Origin of the sequence: Roseobacter sp. HKCCD6576-2 (assembly GCF_013179285.1) — a bacterium.
In the GTDB taxonomy this organism is placed as follows: Bacteria; Pseudomonadota; Alphaproteobacteria; order Rhodobacterales; family Rhodobacteraceae; genus Rhodophyticola; species Rhodophyticola oceani.
The window spans coordinates 541,791-556,332 of sequence record NZ_WVNW01000001.1; the positions used below are offsets into that span (position 1 = coordinate 541,791).

16 protein-coding genes are annotated in these 14,542 nt (G+C 62.9%); 6 read left to right on the top strand and 10 right to left on the bottom strand.

The features are described 5' to 3' along the window. Positions 1-2: 2 nt before the first annotated feature. The 6 genes from GTF44_RS02620 to GTF44_RS02645 all read right to left on the bottom strand — a co-directional run bounded on the left by GTF44_RS02620 (position 3) and on the right by GTF44_RS02645 (position 5,201). Entirely contained in the window at positions 3-1,829 is a 1,827-nt protein-coding gene (locus GTF44_RS02620; protein ID WP_171557309.1) for a M3 family oligoendopeptidase, read from the bottom strand. Positions 1,830-1,966: 137 nt separating this feature from the next. Next, on the bottom strand, positions 1,967-2,320 hold the full coding sequence (locus GTF44_RS02625) for a hypothetical protein (protein ID WP_171557311.1): 354 nt from the start codon (positions 2,318-2,320) through the stop codon (positions 1,967-1,969). Between the two features lie 31 nt (positions 2,321-2,351). Beyond that, on the bottom strand, positions 2,352-3,398 hold the full coding sequence (locus GTF44_RS02630) for an endonuclease/exonuclease/phosphatase family protein (protein ID WP_171557312.1): 1,047 nt from the start codon (positions 3,396-3,398) through the stop codon (positions 2,352-2,354). Positions 3,399-3,403: 5 nt separating this feature from the next. Beyond that, on the bottom strand, positions 3,404-4,087 hold the full coding sequence (locus GTF44_RS02635) for a molecular chaperone DjiA (RefSeq protein ID WP_171557314.1): 684 nt from the start codon (positions 4,085-4,087) through the stop codon (positions 3,404-3,406). Positions 4,088-4,119: 32 nt separating this feature from the next. Beyond that, positions 4,120-4,590 carry a GNAT family N-acetyltransferase gene (locus tag GTF44_RS02640; RefSeq protein ID WP_171557315.1) on the bottom strand — a complete coding sequence of 157 codons (471 nt, stop codon included), beginning with the start codon at positions 4,588-4,590 and terminating at the stop codon, positions 4,120-4,122. After that, positions 4,587-5,201: a VOC family protein gene (locus GTF44_RS02645; RefSeq protein WP_171557317.1), complete on the bottom strand. Its 615-nt coding sequence runs from the start codon at positions 5,199-5,201 to the stop codon at positions 4,587-4,589. The genes GTF44_RS02640 and GTF44_RS02645 overlap by 4 nt, the downstream gene beginning before the upstream one ends. Positions 5,202-5,378: 177 nt before the next feature. On the opposite strand from GTF44_RS02645, the gene GTF44_RS02650 reads away from it, so the two are divergent. Both GTF44_RS02650 and GTF44_RS02655 read left to right on the top strand, forming a co-directional pair. Then, on the top strand, positions 5,379-7,412 hold the full coding sequence (locus tag GTF44_RS02650; protein WP_171557319.1) for an AsmA family protein: 2,034 nt from the start codon (positions 5,379-5,381) through the stop codon (positions 7,410-7,412). Positions 7,413-7,482: 70 nt separating this feature from the next. After that, positions 7,483-7,962 (top strand): lytic transglycosylase domain-containing protein, encoded by a 480-nt coding sequence (locus GTF44_RS02655; protein WP_171557321.1) that lies wholly within the window; start codon positions 7,483-7,485, stop codon positions 7,960-7,962. A gap of 6 nt (positions 7,963-7,968) precedes the next feature. Here GTF44_RS02655 and GTF44_RS02660 read toward each other — a convergent pair whose 3' ends face one another. After that, a complete protein-coding gene (locus GTF44_RS02660) occupies positions 7,969-8,466 on the bottom strand; it encodes a hypothetical protein (RefSeq protein WP_171557323.1) in 498 nt (165 codons plus the stop codon). A 157-nt stretch (positions 8,467-8,623) separates the two neighbouring features. Here GTF44_RS02660 and GTF44_RS02665 point away from each other — a divergent pair, with 157 nt between their 5' ends. Further along, the gene (locus tag GTF44_RS02665) at positions 8,624-8,779 is read left to right on the top strand and encodes a hypothetical protein (protein ID WP_171557325.1); all 156 of its coding nucleotides are present in this window, start codon (positions 8,624-8,626) and stop codon (positions 8,777-8,779) included. Here GTF44_RS02665 and GTF44_RS02670 read toward each other — a convergent pair. After that, entirely contained in the window at positions 8,776-9,348 is a 573-nt protein-coding gene (locus GTF44_RS02670) for a GcrA family cell cycle regulator (RefSeq protein WP_171557326.1), read from the bottom strand. The genes GTF44_RS02665 and GTF44_RS02670 overlap by 4 nt on opposite strands. A 132-nt stretch (positions 9,349-9,480) precedes the next feature. Here GTF44_RS02670 and GTF44_RS02675 point away from each other — a divergent pair, with 132 nt between their 5' ends. The 3 genes from GTF44_RS02675 to GTF44_RS02685 all read left to right on the top strand — a co-directional run bounded on the left by GTF44_RS02675 (position 9,481) and on the right by GTF44_RS02685 (position 12,652). Further along, positions 9,481-10,302: an ABC transporter permease gene (locus GTF44_RS02675; protein WP_253261138.1), complete on the top strand. Its 822-nt coding sequence runs from the start codon at positions 9,481-9,483 to the stop codon at positions 10,300-10,302. Then, complete coding sequence (locus GTF44_RS02680) at positions 10,299-11,369, top strand: serine hydrolase (protein WP_171557328.1); 1,071 nt, start codon at positions 10,299-10,301, stop codon at positions 11,367-11,369. The genes GTF44_RS02675 and GTF44_RS02680 overlap by 4 nt, the downstream gene beginning before the upstream one ends. An 83-nt stretch (positions 11,370-11,452) precedes the next feature. After that, positions 11,453-12,652 carry a DUF2235 domain-containing protein gene (locus GTF44_RS02685; protein ID WP_171557329.1) on the top strand — a complete coding sequence of 400 codons (1,200 nt, stop codon included), beginning with the start codon at positions 11,453-11,455 and terminating at the stop codon, positions 12,650-12,652. A 4-nt stretch (positions 12,653-12,656) separates the two neighbouring features. Here GTF44_RS02685 and GTF44_RS02690 read toward each other — a convergent pair whose 3' ends face one another. Beyond that, on the bottom strand, positions 12,657-13,556 hold the full coding sequence (locus GTF44_RS02690; protein WP_367383356.1) for a DMT family transporter: 900 nt from the start codon (positions 13,554-13,556) through the stop codon (positions 12,657-12,659). After that, positions 13,553-14,479, bottom strand: coding sequence for an ornithine carbamoyltransferase (gene argF, locus GTF44_RS02695; RefSeq protein ID WP_171557331.1), 927 nt, complete (start codon positions 14,477-14,479; stop codon positions 13,553-13,555). The genes GTF44_RS02690 and argF overlap by 4 nt, the downstream gene beginning before the upstream one ends. Between the last annotated feature and the right edge of the window lie 63 nt (positions 14,480-14,542).

The window sequence follows — 14,542 nt, forward strand, 5'->3', positions numbered from 1 at the left end:
AGTCACCCCTCCATCGACTCCAACTCGTCGATGAAGCCTTCGATCATGCTGAGACCCTTGTCCCAGAACGCCGGGTCGGAGGCATCCAACCCAAAGGGGGCCAGAAGCTCCTTGTGGTGCTTCGATCCGCCCGCTTTCAGCATCTCGAAATACTTCTCTTCGAAGCCTTCTTCGCCCTCGGCATAGACCGCGTAAAGCGCGTTCACCAGCCCGTCGCCGAAGGCATAAGCATAGACGTAAAATGGCGAATGCACGAAATGCGGGATATAGGCCCAGAAGCTCTCATACCCCTCCATGAAATTGAACACCGGGCCCAGGCTTTCGGCCTGCACGCTCATCCAAAGCGCGTTGATGTCGTCGGGGGTCAACTCGCCCTCACGGCGGGCGTCATGCAGTTTGCATTCGAAATCGTAAAACGCGATCTGGCGGATGACCGTGTTGATCATGTCCTCGACCTTGCCCGCGAGCAGTACTTTCTTCTGCTCCGGCGTCTCCGCCGCGTCGAGCAATTTGCGGAAGGTGAGCATCTCGCCAAAAACGGAGGCGGTTTCGGCCAGAGTTAGCGGGGTCGAAGAAAGCAACTCGCCTTGCCCGGCGGCCAGGCGTTGATGCACGCCATGCCCCAATTCATGGGCCAAGGTCATGACATCGCGGGGTTTTCCGAGATAGTTCAGCATCACATAGGGGTGCACATCGACCACGGTCGGATGCGCAAACGCACCCGGCGCTTTGCCCTCTTTCACGCCCGCATCAATCCAGCCATCGGTGAAAAATGGTTCCGCCAGCTCCGCCATGCGCGGATCAAAGGCGGCATACGCGTCCGTCACTGTGGCGCGCGCCTCCTCCCAACCGACCAGCTTGGTATCTTCCATCGGCAAAGGCGCGTTCCGATCCCAAACCTCTAACGTATCGAAGCCCAACCATTTGGCTTTCAACGCATAATACCGGTGCGACAGGCGGGGATAGGCGGCAACCACGGCGTTTCGGAGCGCCTCGACCACCTCGGGTTCCACATGATTGGCCAAATGCCGGCCCGCTTGCGGTGTAGGCAGCTTGCGCCAGCGATCTTCGATCTCCTTCTCTTTCGCCAGTGTATTATGGACCCGCGAGAACAGCCCAAGCTGCCCTTGGAAGGTCGCGGCTAGGGCCCGCGCACCTGCCTCGCGTTTGCTGCGATCTTGCTCGGTCAGAAGGTTCAGCGTCGCCTCGATACCCAGACGCTCGCCATCGATCTCAAATGTGAGCCCGGCGATGGTCTCGTCAAAAAGCTTGTTCCAGGCGGCGGCGCCAACGGTGGATTGGTCATGCAGAAATTGCTCCAACTCATCGGAGAGCTGATGCGGTTTCATGGCCCGCATCCGGTCAAACACCGGTTTGTAGCGTGCCAGATCGGCATTTTCCGCCAGAAGCGCCTCGAGTGCCGCGTCCTCGATCCGGTTGAACTCGAGTGAGAAGAACACCAGCGGCGTGGTGATGGCCGTGATCTTGTCCTGGCAATCGGACATGAATTTCGCCCGCTCGGGGTCGGTCGTGTGCTGGTAATAGCGCAAACCCGCGAAAGACATGATCCGCCCGCCGATCACATCGATCTTTTCATAGCGCAGCACACAGTCCAACAGGTCCGAAGCCGACAGGCTTGCCAGCTTCCCTTGATAGGTCGCCGCGAAATCGGCGCATTCGCCCTCCAGCCAACTCAGGTCGCGCGCCAGTTCCGGCGCATCCTCGCCCGCATAAAGATCGCTCAAATCCCATTCCGGCAGATCGCCCAACGGCGCGCCCCCGGTTTCAGTTGCGGCATCGCGGGTCGGGGCGGGGAAGGGCAGTTGCATCAAACATCCTCAAGGGTGAAATTCACGGTTCCCTTGATATGAGCCACGATGTGCGGCGTCTCAACCCCGGATGGTGTAGAAAGCATGCACCGAGCCCGCGCCCCATGCCGCAACGGTAGACGCATCGGGGGGCCAGCCTAGAGTTCGACCTCGCCGCCTTCGCCAATCTCGGGGAGGTCCGGCGCGTCATCCCGGCGACGGATGATGATATCGCCATTGGGCAGCCGTTCAGGCGGGTGATAGGCGGTGATGTCATCCATCATGTCCGCCATGCCTTGCATGAACGGCAGCATCTCATCCTCTAGGAACGGTTGGATTTCCTCCAACATCGGCTCCATCTCTTCGCGGAGCCCCTCCATGATCAGACGCGCGCCTTCGGCGAACAGATCCAGACCTTCGCTGAACTCACTTTCAGGCGTGGGCGTGTCATCTGCGGCGGCTGGCGCGCTGAGCAAAGACAGGGCGATCAGGGCTGTGGCAAGCTGTTTCATGCCGCCAATATAAGCGATTTGCAGCTCTGTTTTAAGGGGAAACCGGGGCGGCCTCGGCCAACTCCAGCACAACCGGGAAGTGATCCGACGCGGTCAGCAGCGCCCGGCAAAGCGCGTCATCGTGCCAGCAAACCGGGTCATCAAACGGGTGCCAAATGCGCCAGCGCTTGGCCTGAGACCGTAGGCCCGGGCTGACCATGACATAGTCCAAAAGCGCTGAGAGATAGCGGTTTTCGTCGTCGATATAGAACCGCGCGGTGGTCGGCTGCGCCGCAATCCGGCTTTGCAGCGCCTCGGCGGCATGGGGATCATAAAGCTGCGCCTCGGCGGGCAAATCTTTGCCCAAGACGATCTCGACCCCGGAGCGGCCAAAGAGCTTCTTATATTCGTCCAGGCCCGGACCATCATTGAAATCGCCCAAGACAATCAACGGATCGTTCGCTGCCAAATGCTGTTCCACCCGGGCACGGAGCCAGATGCACTGCGCCAATTGCTTGCGCCGATTGGCAATCGCGACGCGCATCAACTCGTCATCATCTCGCGCCCCATGCGGCGCTTTCGATTTGATATGGACGCCGATCAGCCGGATCGGTCCAAGCGGTGTTTCCAGCGCGGCTTCCAAAGGCGGTTTTGAAAACCGGACAAGGTCTTCGGTGGCGTCGATATCCAAATCGATCCGAAAGGTGCTGTCGAAACGCGGCGCATCGCGACCGCCTTTCTTACCCGTCTCGGGCCCAAGCGGATCATGCCGCGCGCCGATCACATCGGGGTCGTGGAGTAAGATCAGCTCTTGCTGGGTCTCATTGGAAAATCCCGCCAACGCTTTGCGCGCGCGCAGCCCAAACCGCTTGGCAAACCCTTCCAATGCGTTGGCGCCATTGCGGTGACGCGAGATATCGGGTGCTTCCACCACCATCACGGCATCGGCATCCAGCGCTTGGAACACATAGCCCAGGGCGGCGATTTGGGCGTTGCGGGTCACATCTTGGCGGCCAGACCAGCCATCATCCTCCAGCAGGCGTCCCTCATCATCGAAGAGATTGGCGAACCATTCCACGTTATAGGTGGCGATCCGCATTGCGCTCAGCTCCCGTGATGGGCGGAGATCTCTTCCCAAGCCTCGTTGATCGCCTGCATCCGCCGTTCCGCCAGGCGAATGGCCTCTTCGGGCACGCCGCGGCCGAGCATTTGGTCGGGATGGGTCTCGCGCACCTGTTGCCGCCAGATGGCGCGGATCTCATCGAGCGACATCGACGTGTCCACGCCCAGTACCACGTAGGGGTCAGGTGCGGCATCGGGCACATGGCGGGCGCGCAGCGAGGTGAAATCGCGCGGCGCCATGTTGAAAATCTCCGCCACGCGCTCCAAAAACTGATCTTCGTTTGGGTGGTACTGCCCGTCCGCGCAGGCGATGTGGAACAGCCCCTCCATCAAATCCGACAGAACCGCCGGATCGTCGGCAAACATCCGGGCGATCCGGGCGGCGTAGTCCTCAAACCCGGCCACATCTTCGCGCGCGAGGTTGAAAACCCGGGCGGCGGCGGCTTCCTCTTCTGGCGGCACGTGGAAGACGTCCCGAAACGCGGTCACCTCGTCGCGCGTGACCAGCCCGTCGGCCTTGGCCATCTTGGCCGAAAGCGCAATGACCGCGATTGTGAAGGCCACCGAGCGTTCCGGCGGCGTGCGCAGTTTGTCGAACACCGCGCCCAGACCCTCGCCGGAGGCCAGCGCCGATAGCGCGTCAGATATGCGGCTCCAAATCGACATGCAGGACTCTTAGCGCGGAACCGCCCGAGATGTCAGAGAAATTTCTGCATCAGCACAAGATCGTGCCAGCGTCCGAATTTCTGCCCAACCTGCGGCAGGCGCGCGACTTCGGCATAGCCAAGAGCCGTATGAAACGACACGCCGAATGGGTTCTCGCCCGAGATCCCGGCGATCATCGAATGCATGCCTTGGACCCGCGCGTGATCCTCCAGAACCTCCATCAGCGCCCTGCCCAGACCCTGCCCGCGGGCGTGATCGGCGATATGGATCGAGTGCTCGACGGTGAAGACATAGCCCGGCCCCGGGCGGAACTGCGCATAGGTGGCAAACCCGGTGACGACGCCCTCGGCCTCGCTAACGAAGAACGGCTGCGTTTCCATTGCGGTCGCAAGGCCGCTGGCAGTTTTCTCCGCTGTTGTGAAGGTCATCACCGTGTCGCGGATGATGCGGTTCCAGATCTCCGCAATCGCGGGTGCGTCGGTGGGCGAGGCCGAGCGGATCATAGGGTGAGAGGGCCGTTTGGGGTATCAAACACGACGCTCAGATACGGCGTTTCGGCGGCGATCACCTCTAGCCTGGGGTCGTCACAGAGCGGGGTAAGCGCCGCGCGCAGTGCCTCGGCGTCTGGATGGGCCAGGATCAGTTTGGTCAGCCGCACACCGTGATCGGGCAGGCGCGGGGCCGGATGCGCCTCTCCCTCCCATTCGATCAAGGCGGGGAACAGGGTGTCGAAGGGCAGTTTGCCGTCTTTCGGTACAGCCATCCGCCAGCGCAGATCAGCGCGCGCAAGCGACCAAGGCACCCCGACCCCGTCTGGCGCGGCAGCGCGTGCAGCGTCGAGGTCAGGCACCCGGGCGATCCAGGCCTGCGGGCGTGTGGGGCCCGCGAAATCGTCCAGATCGAACCATCGGGGCTGCGCCGGTCCGGGCGCATCGGGGTTGATCGCGATGACCTCGAGATATTCCTCGGGGCCAAGTGACAGCAGCCGATTATGCGTGCCCATCTCCTGATGCACGCCGCCGGGTGCAAGGGGCACGCCAAATGCCGTCTCAGCCCAGGCCGCCCCCACCGTCAAATCGGTGCAAGCAATCGCGATATGGTCCAATGTCAGCATCCGCGCCTCCGTGTCTCCGCCGAAACTATCGTCCAATGGGCGAGTGCGCCACAGACAAGCGGCGCACTGAGCGGTCGGGGCGGTTCCGCCGGAATTTTCCCCTGCAAACTTGGGGCAAGGACTGTTCGGCTGCGCCACATCGGGCTAATCTTCGGGCAAAACAGGAGGCGGCGTTTTATGCGGTGGGTCATTCGGACGGTTTTCGCGCTTGTGGTGCTCGGCCTGATCGCCATGGGGTCGCTTTTGGCGATCCCGACGGAGCGGATTGCGGCGCTGGTCACCGACCGGTTGGAGCAGGCCACCGACCGACGCGTCGTGGTCACCGGGCGCATCCGACCCACGTTGATCCCGTATTTGGGTGCGCGGGTAGAAGGCTTGGAGATCGGCAACCCGGACTGGCTTGACGAGGGCAACTTGCTCTCAGCGGAGTCGGTGACAGTGGGGGTCAGTTGGTCTGCGCTCCTGTCCGGGGAAATCCGCCTTGAAGAGGCCATGCTCGACGCCCCCGAGATCACTCTTATCCGTGCCGCAGATGGCCGGGCGAACTGGGATTTCGGCGATGGTCGCGTTGCCGAGCCGGCCTCCACGGACTCCGCGTCCGAAGAGCCGTCAAGCGGTGGCGGGCTCCTCAGCACACTCGGTTTTGACGCCGCCGAAATCCGGAACGCCAATCTGCGTTATCTCGACCAAGCCAGCGGCCAAGACCTGCGCGCAGAAGACTTGGACCTGACTTTGCGCCTGCCCGAGGCCGGTGGCCGGGGCAGCCTCGAGGCCAGCAGCGTGGTGAATGGCAGCGAGATTGCCCTTCAGGCCAGCGTCGATGGCATTGCTGCGCTTTTGGAAGGTGAAGTGCGCCCGTTGACGCTCTCTTTGGAGTGGGACGGCGGCGGCGCCGCGTTTGACGGGCGCGCAGGGCTCAGCCCGGCAATGGACGGGCAACTGAGCTTCGAGGCGCAGGATCTCGGGCCACTTCTGGCGGTGATCGGCCAGCCCGCGCCTGACTTGCCCCAGGGGCTTGGCCGGGATCGAATTGCCGTGGCGGGTGATGTGACCCTCGCCAGCGAGGGCTCAATGCATCTCCGGCAGGGTCGCCTCACACTCGATGATCATGTGCTGACCGCCAATCTCGATCTCCTTTCCGGTGAGGATCGCCCCAGCTTGCGCGGGGCAGTCCAGGGGGAGGAGTGGGATCTGAGTGCACTGACCGGCGGCGCGCAAGGTGAGCAAACAGAGGGCGGGTCCAGCGACGGCTCCACAACCGGCGGCTGGCCCCGTGACCCGATTGATGTGAGCGGGCTCTTTGCCCTGGATGCCGAGATCACGCTGGCGCTTGCGCGCCTCGATCTGGGCTTGGCCAATTTGGATGGCGTGGATCTTCTCGCCCGGCTCGACCAAGGCCGACTGGTCTTGGAGTTTCGCCGGGTTGGTGCTTATGATGGCGCGATGAGCGGGACGGTTGTGGTCAATGGCCGCGGTGGCCTCTCGACGCGCGCCGATCTGGCGTTTCGCGATGTGTCGCTGCGCCCCTTGATGGAAGAACTGGCGGGATATGACCGGCTGGAAGGGCGTGGCGATTTGGCAATCAATGTCCTCGGCGTTGGCAATGATGTCGCCAGCTTGATGCAAAGCCTTGAGGGCACCGGCCAGGTGCAATTTGGCCAAGGTGCAATCCTGGGCTTCGATTTGGCGGGTATGATCCGCAATTTCGACCCCTCCTTCCAGGGCGAGGGGCAGCGGACGGTGTTCGACAGTCTCAATGCCAGCTTTGCGATCACCTCGGGCGTGCTCCAGAACGACGACCTGGTGCTGGCGGCACCCTGGGGGCAGGTCACCGGGGCAGGGGAGGCCGATATCGGCGCACAGACCCTCAATTATCGTGTCATCCCCGGGGTGATGCAGGGGGCCGATGGCAGTGGCGGGATTTCCGTGCCGATTCTGATCACCGGGCCCTGGGCCGATCTCAGCTTCCGCCCCGATCTGGCGTTTATCGCCGAACAGGAACTGGCCGAAGAGCGCGAACGCCTGGAGGCAGAGGCCCGGGCGCGTCTGGCCGAGGAACAAGAGCGGTTGGAGCAAAGCATCCGTGATCAGGCCAGCGATGCTTTGGGCCTCGACATCCAAGAGGGTCAAAGCCAGGAGGAGGTTGAGGACGCCTTGGAGCAACGGCTGCGGGAGCAAGCCGAGGAGCAATTGCGCCGCCTCTTCGATTGATCGGCGGGCCGCCGCCGCCCCACAAGATTGTTTCTGGCCAGAACGATGGCACTCGGCTAAGGCGCGGGGCATGACCCGTGTTATCCTCGCTCTCGCGCTTCTGTCTCTCGCCGCCGCCTGTGGCCGTGGCCCGGCCCCCAGCACTGTGCAGGAGCCGCCGCTTTACCCCAATGAGACCCCGGAAATCCGCGCCTTGGTCAATGAATATGCGGCCCGCAACGACGTGCCCGCGGCCTTGGTTCACCGCGTCATCCAGCGCGAAAGCGACTATCGCCCTGCGGCGCGGAACGGCCCCTATTATGGGATGATGCAAATCCTGCCGCAGACGGCGCGCACCATGGGTCATCGCGGCCCGGCCTCCGAACTGCTCGATGCGGAAACCAATCTGCGTTACGCCGTGCGCTACCTGCGTGGCGCTTGGCTGCTCTCGGATGGCGATTACGACACGGCGGTCGGCTGGTATGCGCGCGGCTATTACTACGAGGCGCGCAACCGCTGCATGTTGGTCGAAACAGGCCTGTTGGACCGTGAGATCAGGCGGGATTGCTAAACGGCGCTAGCTGAAACGATCCAGATGCGCTGCAAAGATCGCGCCCAAATCCTCGGCTGTGGTTGGGCCGCGCACGATCTGCATCATGTCGCCCGCCCCATCGAACAGCAGCAGCGTCACATGCTGCACGCCATGTTGCGCGGCCAGCGCGGCGCCTTCGGCAGTGTTGATATTGGCGACGAGATATTCGAACCGCTCGTCCTCGAACGCGCGCAGCGCCTGGCGCGATTGCCGCTGGAGCGTTCGGCAAAGGCTGCAACTCTGATCATGGATTTGCACAATCGCGGGCGTGCCATTGCCAATTTTGCTCAGGTCCAACTCGCAGATCGAGGCCTGCACATAGCCGATGGAGAAATACCCGGCCACGCCGAGAACCGGCAGCGCGATCGCGCCATTGCGCAGCAACCGAAGCACAGCGCGCCGGTCGATTGGTTTGGCCTCCGACGCCGTCGCCTGCGGTGTCCGTTTCGCCTTGCCCTGGGGCCGTTTGCGTTGCTTTTTCATCGGTCTCTCCCCGCGCCTCTGCTTGCGCGACCCTAAGCGCGGGCAGAGGCGCGCGCCCAATCACAACTGCTTGACTGATGCCTGCGGCGTCCGGATGCCCCCAAACCTCGCGGGCGCTGGACGGAAATCCTTGAGAATTGGCCAGAACTCAGGAGGATTGACGTTATGGACCAAGCTTGGCGCCCGACCACGGGGCCGAGGTGCGCTTGGCGATGTCGCCTTTTATGCGCGATCGGTCTTCCAGGTGGCGGGCTGGATCATCACAGCGATTGGTGCCGCCGTGCTGACCGGCCTTGTTGGGCGTCGGAACTAGCGGCGCCGGTCGCGGCGGGACGACATCGGTTGAAACGCTACGCCCACATGGGCCTCACAATAGGGTTTGCCCTGCTGCACCGGCAGGCCGCAGAAATAGAAATCATCGGTCGCCGGGTCGCCGATGGGCCATTTGCAGGTCCGCTCGGTCAGTTCCATCAGGCTGATGCGCTTAGCATGTTTTTCAACTTCATTGACCTTGGCCAAGGCCTCCGGGCTGATCTCATTGGCCGAAGGCTGCGGCGGCAGTGGTTGGCCCGCGGGCACAATCGGTTTGCGAAGCGGGGTCACGTTCGAGGGGCGCGAGGCCGGTTCGGCCGCGGTCGCGGCGGGTTTGGGCGCAGGCTTCGGCGCGGCCGGTTCGGCCTTGGCCGCCGGTTTCGCGGCCTCCTTCGCGGGGGCGGGCTTCGCAGCACCACTGTTGGTCCGGTTCGACAGGCCCAAGCGATGCACCTTGCCGATCACCGCATTGCGGGTCACGCCGCCCAATTCCTTGGCGATCTGCGAGGCCGACTGGCCCTCGCCCCACATCTTCTTGAGTATCTCGACGCGCTCGTCGGTCCAGGACATCCTTGCCCCTCCTGCTCGTTTTTGCACATGGCTCGGTGCGCCACGGCCCTTGCATATGGGCCCGGGACCAGCGAATTGGAAGCCCTATCCTATCGTGCCCTTGCGGGCGGACACAAGGCGGGGAAACGCGGAATGATGGACAGCCCACCCAAAGCGATGCAAACCGGCATGGGCGTGCGCCGTTTCGGCCGGGTCAATTGGCTTGGCCTCTACACATTGGCGATGCGCGAGGTGATGCGGTTTGTGGTGGTCTGGACGCAGACGCTTCTGGCGCCGCTGGTCACCGCCGGGCTCTTTATCCTGATCTTCAGCCTGGCGATTGGTGGGCAGCGCGGCGACGTGATGGGGGTCAGCTTCCTGCATTTCATCGCACCGGGTATCTTGATGATGACGGTGATCCAGAACGCGTTTGCCAACACCTCATCCTCGATCGTCATTGGCAAGGTGCAGGGCAATATCGTCGACACTTTGATGCCACCGCTCAGCCCTCTGGAACTGGTCGCAGGCTATATCATCGGCGGCGTTGTGCGCGGTGTCTTGGTGGCGCTGGCCGTGACCCTGGTGATGTTCCCGATCATCGGGCTGAGCGTCGCGCATCCGCTTTGGGCGTTCACCTTCGTTGTCCTGGGCGGCATCTTCCTCGGCGGGGTCGGCATCGTCGCGGGCATCATTGCGCAGAAATTCGACCAGATCGCCGCGATCACCAACTTCATCGTCGTGCCCTTGAGTTTCCTCTCCGGCACCTTTTATTCGATTGAGGCATTGCCCGGTTGGCTCAACACGCTGACCCATTGGAACCCGGTGTTTTATCTGATCGACGGCGTCCGATATGGGGTCCTGGGCACCTCGGACAGCTCGCCCTGGCTGGGTTTGGCCGTGGCCTCGGGCGCGAGTCTGGCGGTGATTGCGTTGGGCTGGCGGTGGTTCAAGACGGGATATCGACTGAAATCATGAAAACGGCTTTGGCAGGTCTGGTGATGGGAAGCATGATGACAAGCGCGACCCTTGCCGATGATCTGCAAAGCCTGGCCGACGGGCTGGTGGCTGATGCTCTGATCCCGGGCGCGGTCGTGGGCTTGGTGGAGGCCGACCGGTTGGATTGGGCCGTGGCCGGTGTTCGGATCAACGGTCGGGACGACCCGATTGAGCGGGATAATCTTTGGCATCTGGGCTCGCTCACCAAATCCATGACCGCGACTGTTGCGGCCCGCTTGGTCGAACGCGGCGTGATCGCTTGGGACGATACCGCCGGTGTGGTTCTGGGCCTGCCCGACGCGCCCGGCGCTGACGCCACATTGGAGGCGCTCCTAACCCATCGGGCGGGCATCGCGGCCAATCCGGGTATGTGGCGGATGATAAATCTGCCGCGCGATTGGTCGGCGGAGAGTCATCACGCCGACCGGCAGGCCTTGGCCGACGATGTGTTGAGCTGGCCTCTGGCCGAGAACCCAGGCGATTTCCTCTATTCCAATATGGGGTACATGCTGGCGGGTCAGATGCTGGCCGTATCTGCGGAGACATCTTGGGAGGCGTTGATCGCGGCGGAACTGTTTCGACCGCTTGGTCTGAACAGCCCCGGATTTGGCCCACCGGGTTACCTCACCTCGGAGAGCCAGCCTTGGGGTCACCGCACGGGGCTTTGGGGCCGTCTAAGGGCCGCCGATCCGGTGACCGGCCCCGACAACCCGCCTGTTTTCGGCCCGGCGGGCACGGTGCATATGAATGCTGAGGATATGCTGACCTATCTCCGGGCGCATTTGATGCGGGAGGACCGCTATCTCAGTGCGGAGAGTTGGCACGTCTTGCAGACCCCACCAGACGGGACGGATTATGCCATGGGATGGAGCCGCATGGCCTCGGGGCGTCTAGCGCATGATGGCTCCAACACCTTCTGGCTCGCTGTCATGGGTCTTGATTTTGAAACCGGGCGGGCGGTTTTTGTTGCGGTCAACTCCGGCCCGCTTGACGAGATCGGACCGCTTTTGGCCGAGGCGGGCGAGGCCGCCTTTGCTCTCCCATGAGGGGTGCGGGATTTCCTGCCGATTTTCTGGTGTAAACAGGCTATCTTATCCTCAACGGCGCACCGCCGAACGGAGGGATAGCCATGAAACGGATCGCCGTGTTCTGCGACGGGACCTGGAACCGGTCGGACAGTCAGACCCCAACCAATGTGGTGCGGCTGGCCGCGGCAATGGCCCCGCTTGGACCTGACGGGGTGGTTCAGGTGCCGATCTATATTCAGGGTGTCGGGACGGGACAGGGCGTCACCCGGTTGTCTCGGTGGGCGGATAAGGTGCTTGGCGGGGCCTTTGGTTGGGGCCTGATGGCCAATATCGTTGAGGCGTATCGCCATCTCGTGTTCCTTTATCAACCTGGCGATGAAATCTTCATTTTTGGCTTCTCCCGCGGTGCCTATACCGCACGGTCGCTTGCCGGGTTTATCCGGTGTACCGGAATTGTTGATCGCGATCGGCTGCACAAGATACCGGAGGCGGTTGAACGCTATCGGCGCAAGGGGGACCCGACCACACACCCCTCGACGCCGGAAAGTTTCGATTTTCGGTCCAACGCGTCCCTGCGGGTGGTGACAAGCGCGGCCGAGGCGGCACATCGCCGCGACGCCGGCATGCCCGAGGCACCGCTTCTGCGGCTGGCCTATCTCGGGGTTTGGGACACTGTCGGCGCTTTGGGGGTGCCCAAGCATCTCGCGCTGGCCCCGGTACTCAATCGCGACAAGTTCCGCTTCCATGACGCGGATCTGACCCGGCTTGTCCGCATGGCCCGCCATGCGATTGCGTTGGATGAACGCCGCCCGTCGTTCTGCCCAACCCGATGGGACAATTTGGAGCGGCTAAACGGCGGACCGATGACCGATGATGCGCCGTATCAGGAGCGGTTCTTTGCAGGCGATCACGGCTCGGTCGGCGGAGGTGGCGACATTCTTGACTTGTCGAGCATCACGCTGCGTTGGGTCGCAGAAGGGGCGGCAGAAGCAGGGTTGGCGCTTGATCCGAAGGCTCTTGCCGCGATCGCGCGGAAAGAGAACCCAATGGGGCCGCTGCATAATCATTCCGAGCGGCGGCAGAGCCTCGTGGAGCGGATCATGCGGATGCGGTTGGAAGATCGGGAGGGGCCGGAGCGGATGGAGGAGCTGCATCCGGCGGTTTATCAACGGTGGTCCAAGGAGGCAAAGGCGACGGGGTTCAAACCTTACCGGCCGGGCAGCCTAAAGCGGGTTGAGACGCAGCTTGCCGCGTTTCATGCGGCGCAGAGCACTGCCGAAGAGAGCACGAGATTTGCCTGAGGCTTTATCGTCGGTGGACAGCCTCACGCCAGGCCAGAAGCGCCGCGCCGGTGACGATGATCGCCGCGCCGCCGATGCTGATCGCGTCCGGCATCACGTCGAAAATGATGAGGTCATAAAGCGCCGCGAGGACCAGCGTCATATAGGTGAAGGGCGTGACGAAACTCGCATCCGCGCGCGCCATGCCATTGACGAAACAGAACTGCGCGCAGGCCATCGCAACCCCAAGCCCGGCCAGCCCCGCCCATTGCGCAGGCGTCGGCGGGTGCCAGACGGCGATCACCGCCAGACTTGCGATCACCAGGCCAAGGGAGTTGTTGACAAACAGCACCTGAAGCGGGCGCTCACGCCCGGCCAGCCGCTTGATGAAGATCAGTTCCAACCCCATCAGCATCGCGGCCCCAAGCGCCAGAATCGCGCCCAGTTGGATCGCCTCCGCCCCGGGCCGGATCAGCAGAAGCGCGCCCGCAAAGGCAATGGCGGCGGCCAGCCAGCGCCAAGGGCCGACCCGTTCGCCCAAAAGCGGGATCGCCAGGATCATGCCGAAGACCGGGTTCAGAAAGCTGATTGCGGTGGCATCGCTCAGCGGGATCAGCGCGGCGGCCCCGAACATCAACGTCACCCCGCCCCAACCGCAGACCGTGCGGGCGATATGGTTCGACCAATCCGGCCGCGTTAGGCGCGGGCGGAGCGCCGCGACTGTGGCGACGATCGCGATCCAAGCAAACAGAAACCGCCCGTGGCTGACCTGCAGCGGATGCAGCGCCGGCCCAAGGGCATCGGTGCCAAGCGCTTTCGCCAAAAGCGTGGTGGCGGCGATGAAAACCGTCGCGGCCAAAATGAACAGGACCGCCAGCGCAGGGTTCTGCGCGATATTGCTGGAGGGCGGCGGGCGGCGGCTCACACGCCCAGACACCAGCGCAGAACGGCTTTCTGCGCATGCAACCGGTTTTCGGCCTCATCGAAAATCACCGAATGCGGCCCGTCCATCACCGCGCTGGTCGCCTCCTCCTCCCGATGGGCGGGCAGGCAATGCATGAACAGTGCGTCATCCTTGGCGTGGCGCATCAACTCTTCATTGACTTGATAGCCGCGCAACTGGTTGTGACGGCGTTCTTTAGTCGACTGGCTGTCATGCATCGAAACCCATGTGTCGGTGACCACCAGATCCGCGCCGTCCACCGCCCGGGCGGGGTCGCGGATGATCTCGACATTGACCCCCTTGGCGCGGGCCTCTTCGACAAACACCCGTTCGGGGTCGAGCGTCTCCGGCCCGGTGAAGACCATATCGAAGCCAAACTGACCCGCCGCATGCAGAAAGCTGGCGCAGACATTGTTGCCGTCGCCGGTCCAGACAACTTTCTTGCCTTTGATCGGCCCGCGATGTTCCTCATAGGTCATCACATCGGCCATGATCTGACACGGATGCGACCGGTTGGTCAGCCCGTTGATCACCGGCACCGTCGCGTGATCGGCCAATTCCAGCAGCACATCCTCCTCAAAGGTCCGGATCATGATCAGATCGACATAACGGCTGAGCACTTTGGCGGTGTCCGCGATGGTCTCGCCATGGCCAAGCTGCAGATCGGTGCCCGAGAGGACCATGGTCTGCCCGCCCATCTGCCGCACGCCAACATCGAAGCTGACCCGGGTTCGGGTTGACGGCTTTTCGAAGATCAGTGCCACCATGTGGCCGGCCAGCGGCTGCGCATCATCGGCCATGCCTTTGGGCCGCCCGGCGCGGGCGTCTTTCATCGCGCGGGCCGTATCAATCATCTGCCTCAGATCGGACGGTGCGGTTTTGTTGATGTCGAGAAAATGTGTCATGTCGGTCACTTATCGTATCTGTCGGGCGTGGCGGGCGGTCCTTCACCCCATGCTTCCCGGGGA

Excerpts from the sequence above, each read along its gene's own strand:
- GTF44_RS02630 (WP_171557312.1), bottom strand. The coding sequence starts at position 3,398 with ATGCGGATCGCCACCTATAACGTGGAATGGTTCGCCAATCTCTTCGAT.
- GTF44_RS02620 (WP_171557309.1), bottom strand. The coding sequence starts at position 1,829 with ATGCAACTGCCCTTCCCCGCCCCGACCCGCGATGCCGCAACTGAAACC.
- GTF44_RS02645 (WP_171557317.1), bottom strand. The coding sequence starts at position 5,201 with ATGCTGACATTGGACCATATCGCGATTGCTTGCACCGATTTGACGGTG.
- GTF44_RS02685 (WP_171557329.1), top strand. The coding sequence starts at position 11,453 with ATGAAACGGATCGCCGTGTTCTGCGACGGGACCTGGAACCGGTCGGAC.
- GTF44_RS02650 (WP_171557319.1), top strand. The coding sequence starts at position 5,379 with ATGCGGTGGGTCATTCGGACGGTTTTCGCGCTTGTGGTGCTCGGCCTG.
- GTF44_RS02675 (WP_253261138.1), top strand. The coding sequence starts at position 9,481 with ATGATGGACAGCCCACCCAAAGCGATGCAAACCGGCATGGGCGTGCGC.
- GTF44_RS02660 (WP_171557323.1), bottom strand. The coding sequence starts at position 8,466 with ATGAAAAAGCAACGCAAACGGCCCCAGGGCAAGGCGAAACGGACACCG.
- GTF44_RS02635 (WP_171557314.1), bottom strand. The coding sequence starts at position 4,087 with ATGTCGATTTGGAGCCGCATATCTGACGCGCTATCGGCGCTGGCCTCC.
- argF (WP_171557331.1), bottom strand. The coding sequence starts at position 14,479 with ATGACACATTTTCTCGACATCAACAAAACCGCACCGTCCGATCTGAGG.
- GTF44_RS02670 (WP_171557326.1), bottom strand. The coding sequence starts at position 9,348 with ATGTCCTGGACCGACGAGCGCGTCGAGATACTCAAGAAGATGTGGGGC.
- GTF44_RS02680 (WP_171557328.1), top strand. The coding sequence starts at position 10,299 with ATGAAAACGGCTTTGGCAGGTCTGGTGATGGGAAGCATGATGACAAGC.
- GTF44_RS02625 (WP_171557311.1), bottom strand. The coding sequence starts at position 2,320 with ATGAAACAGCTTGCCACAGCCCTGATCGCCCTGTCTTTGCTCAGCGCG.
- GTF44_RS02655 (WP_171557321.1), top strand. The coding sequence starts at position 7,483 with ATGACCCGTGTTATCCTCGCTCTCGCGCTTCTGTCTCTCGCCGCCGCC.
- GTF44_RS02640 (WP_171557315.1), bottom strand. The coding sequence starts at position 4,590 with ATGATCCGCTCGGCCTCGCCCACCGACGCACCCGCGATTGCGGAGATC.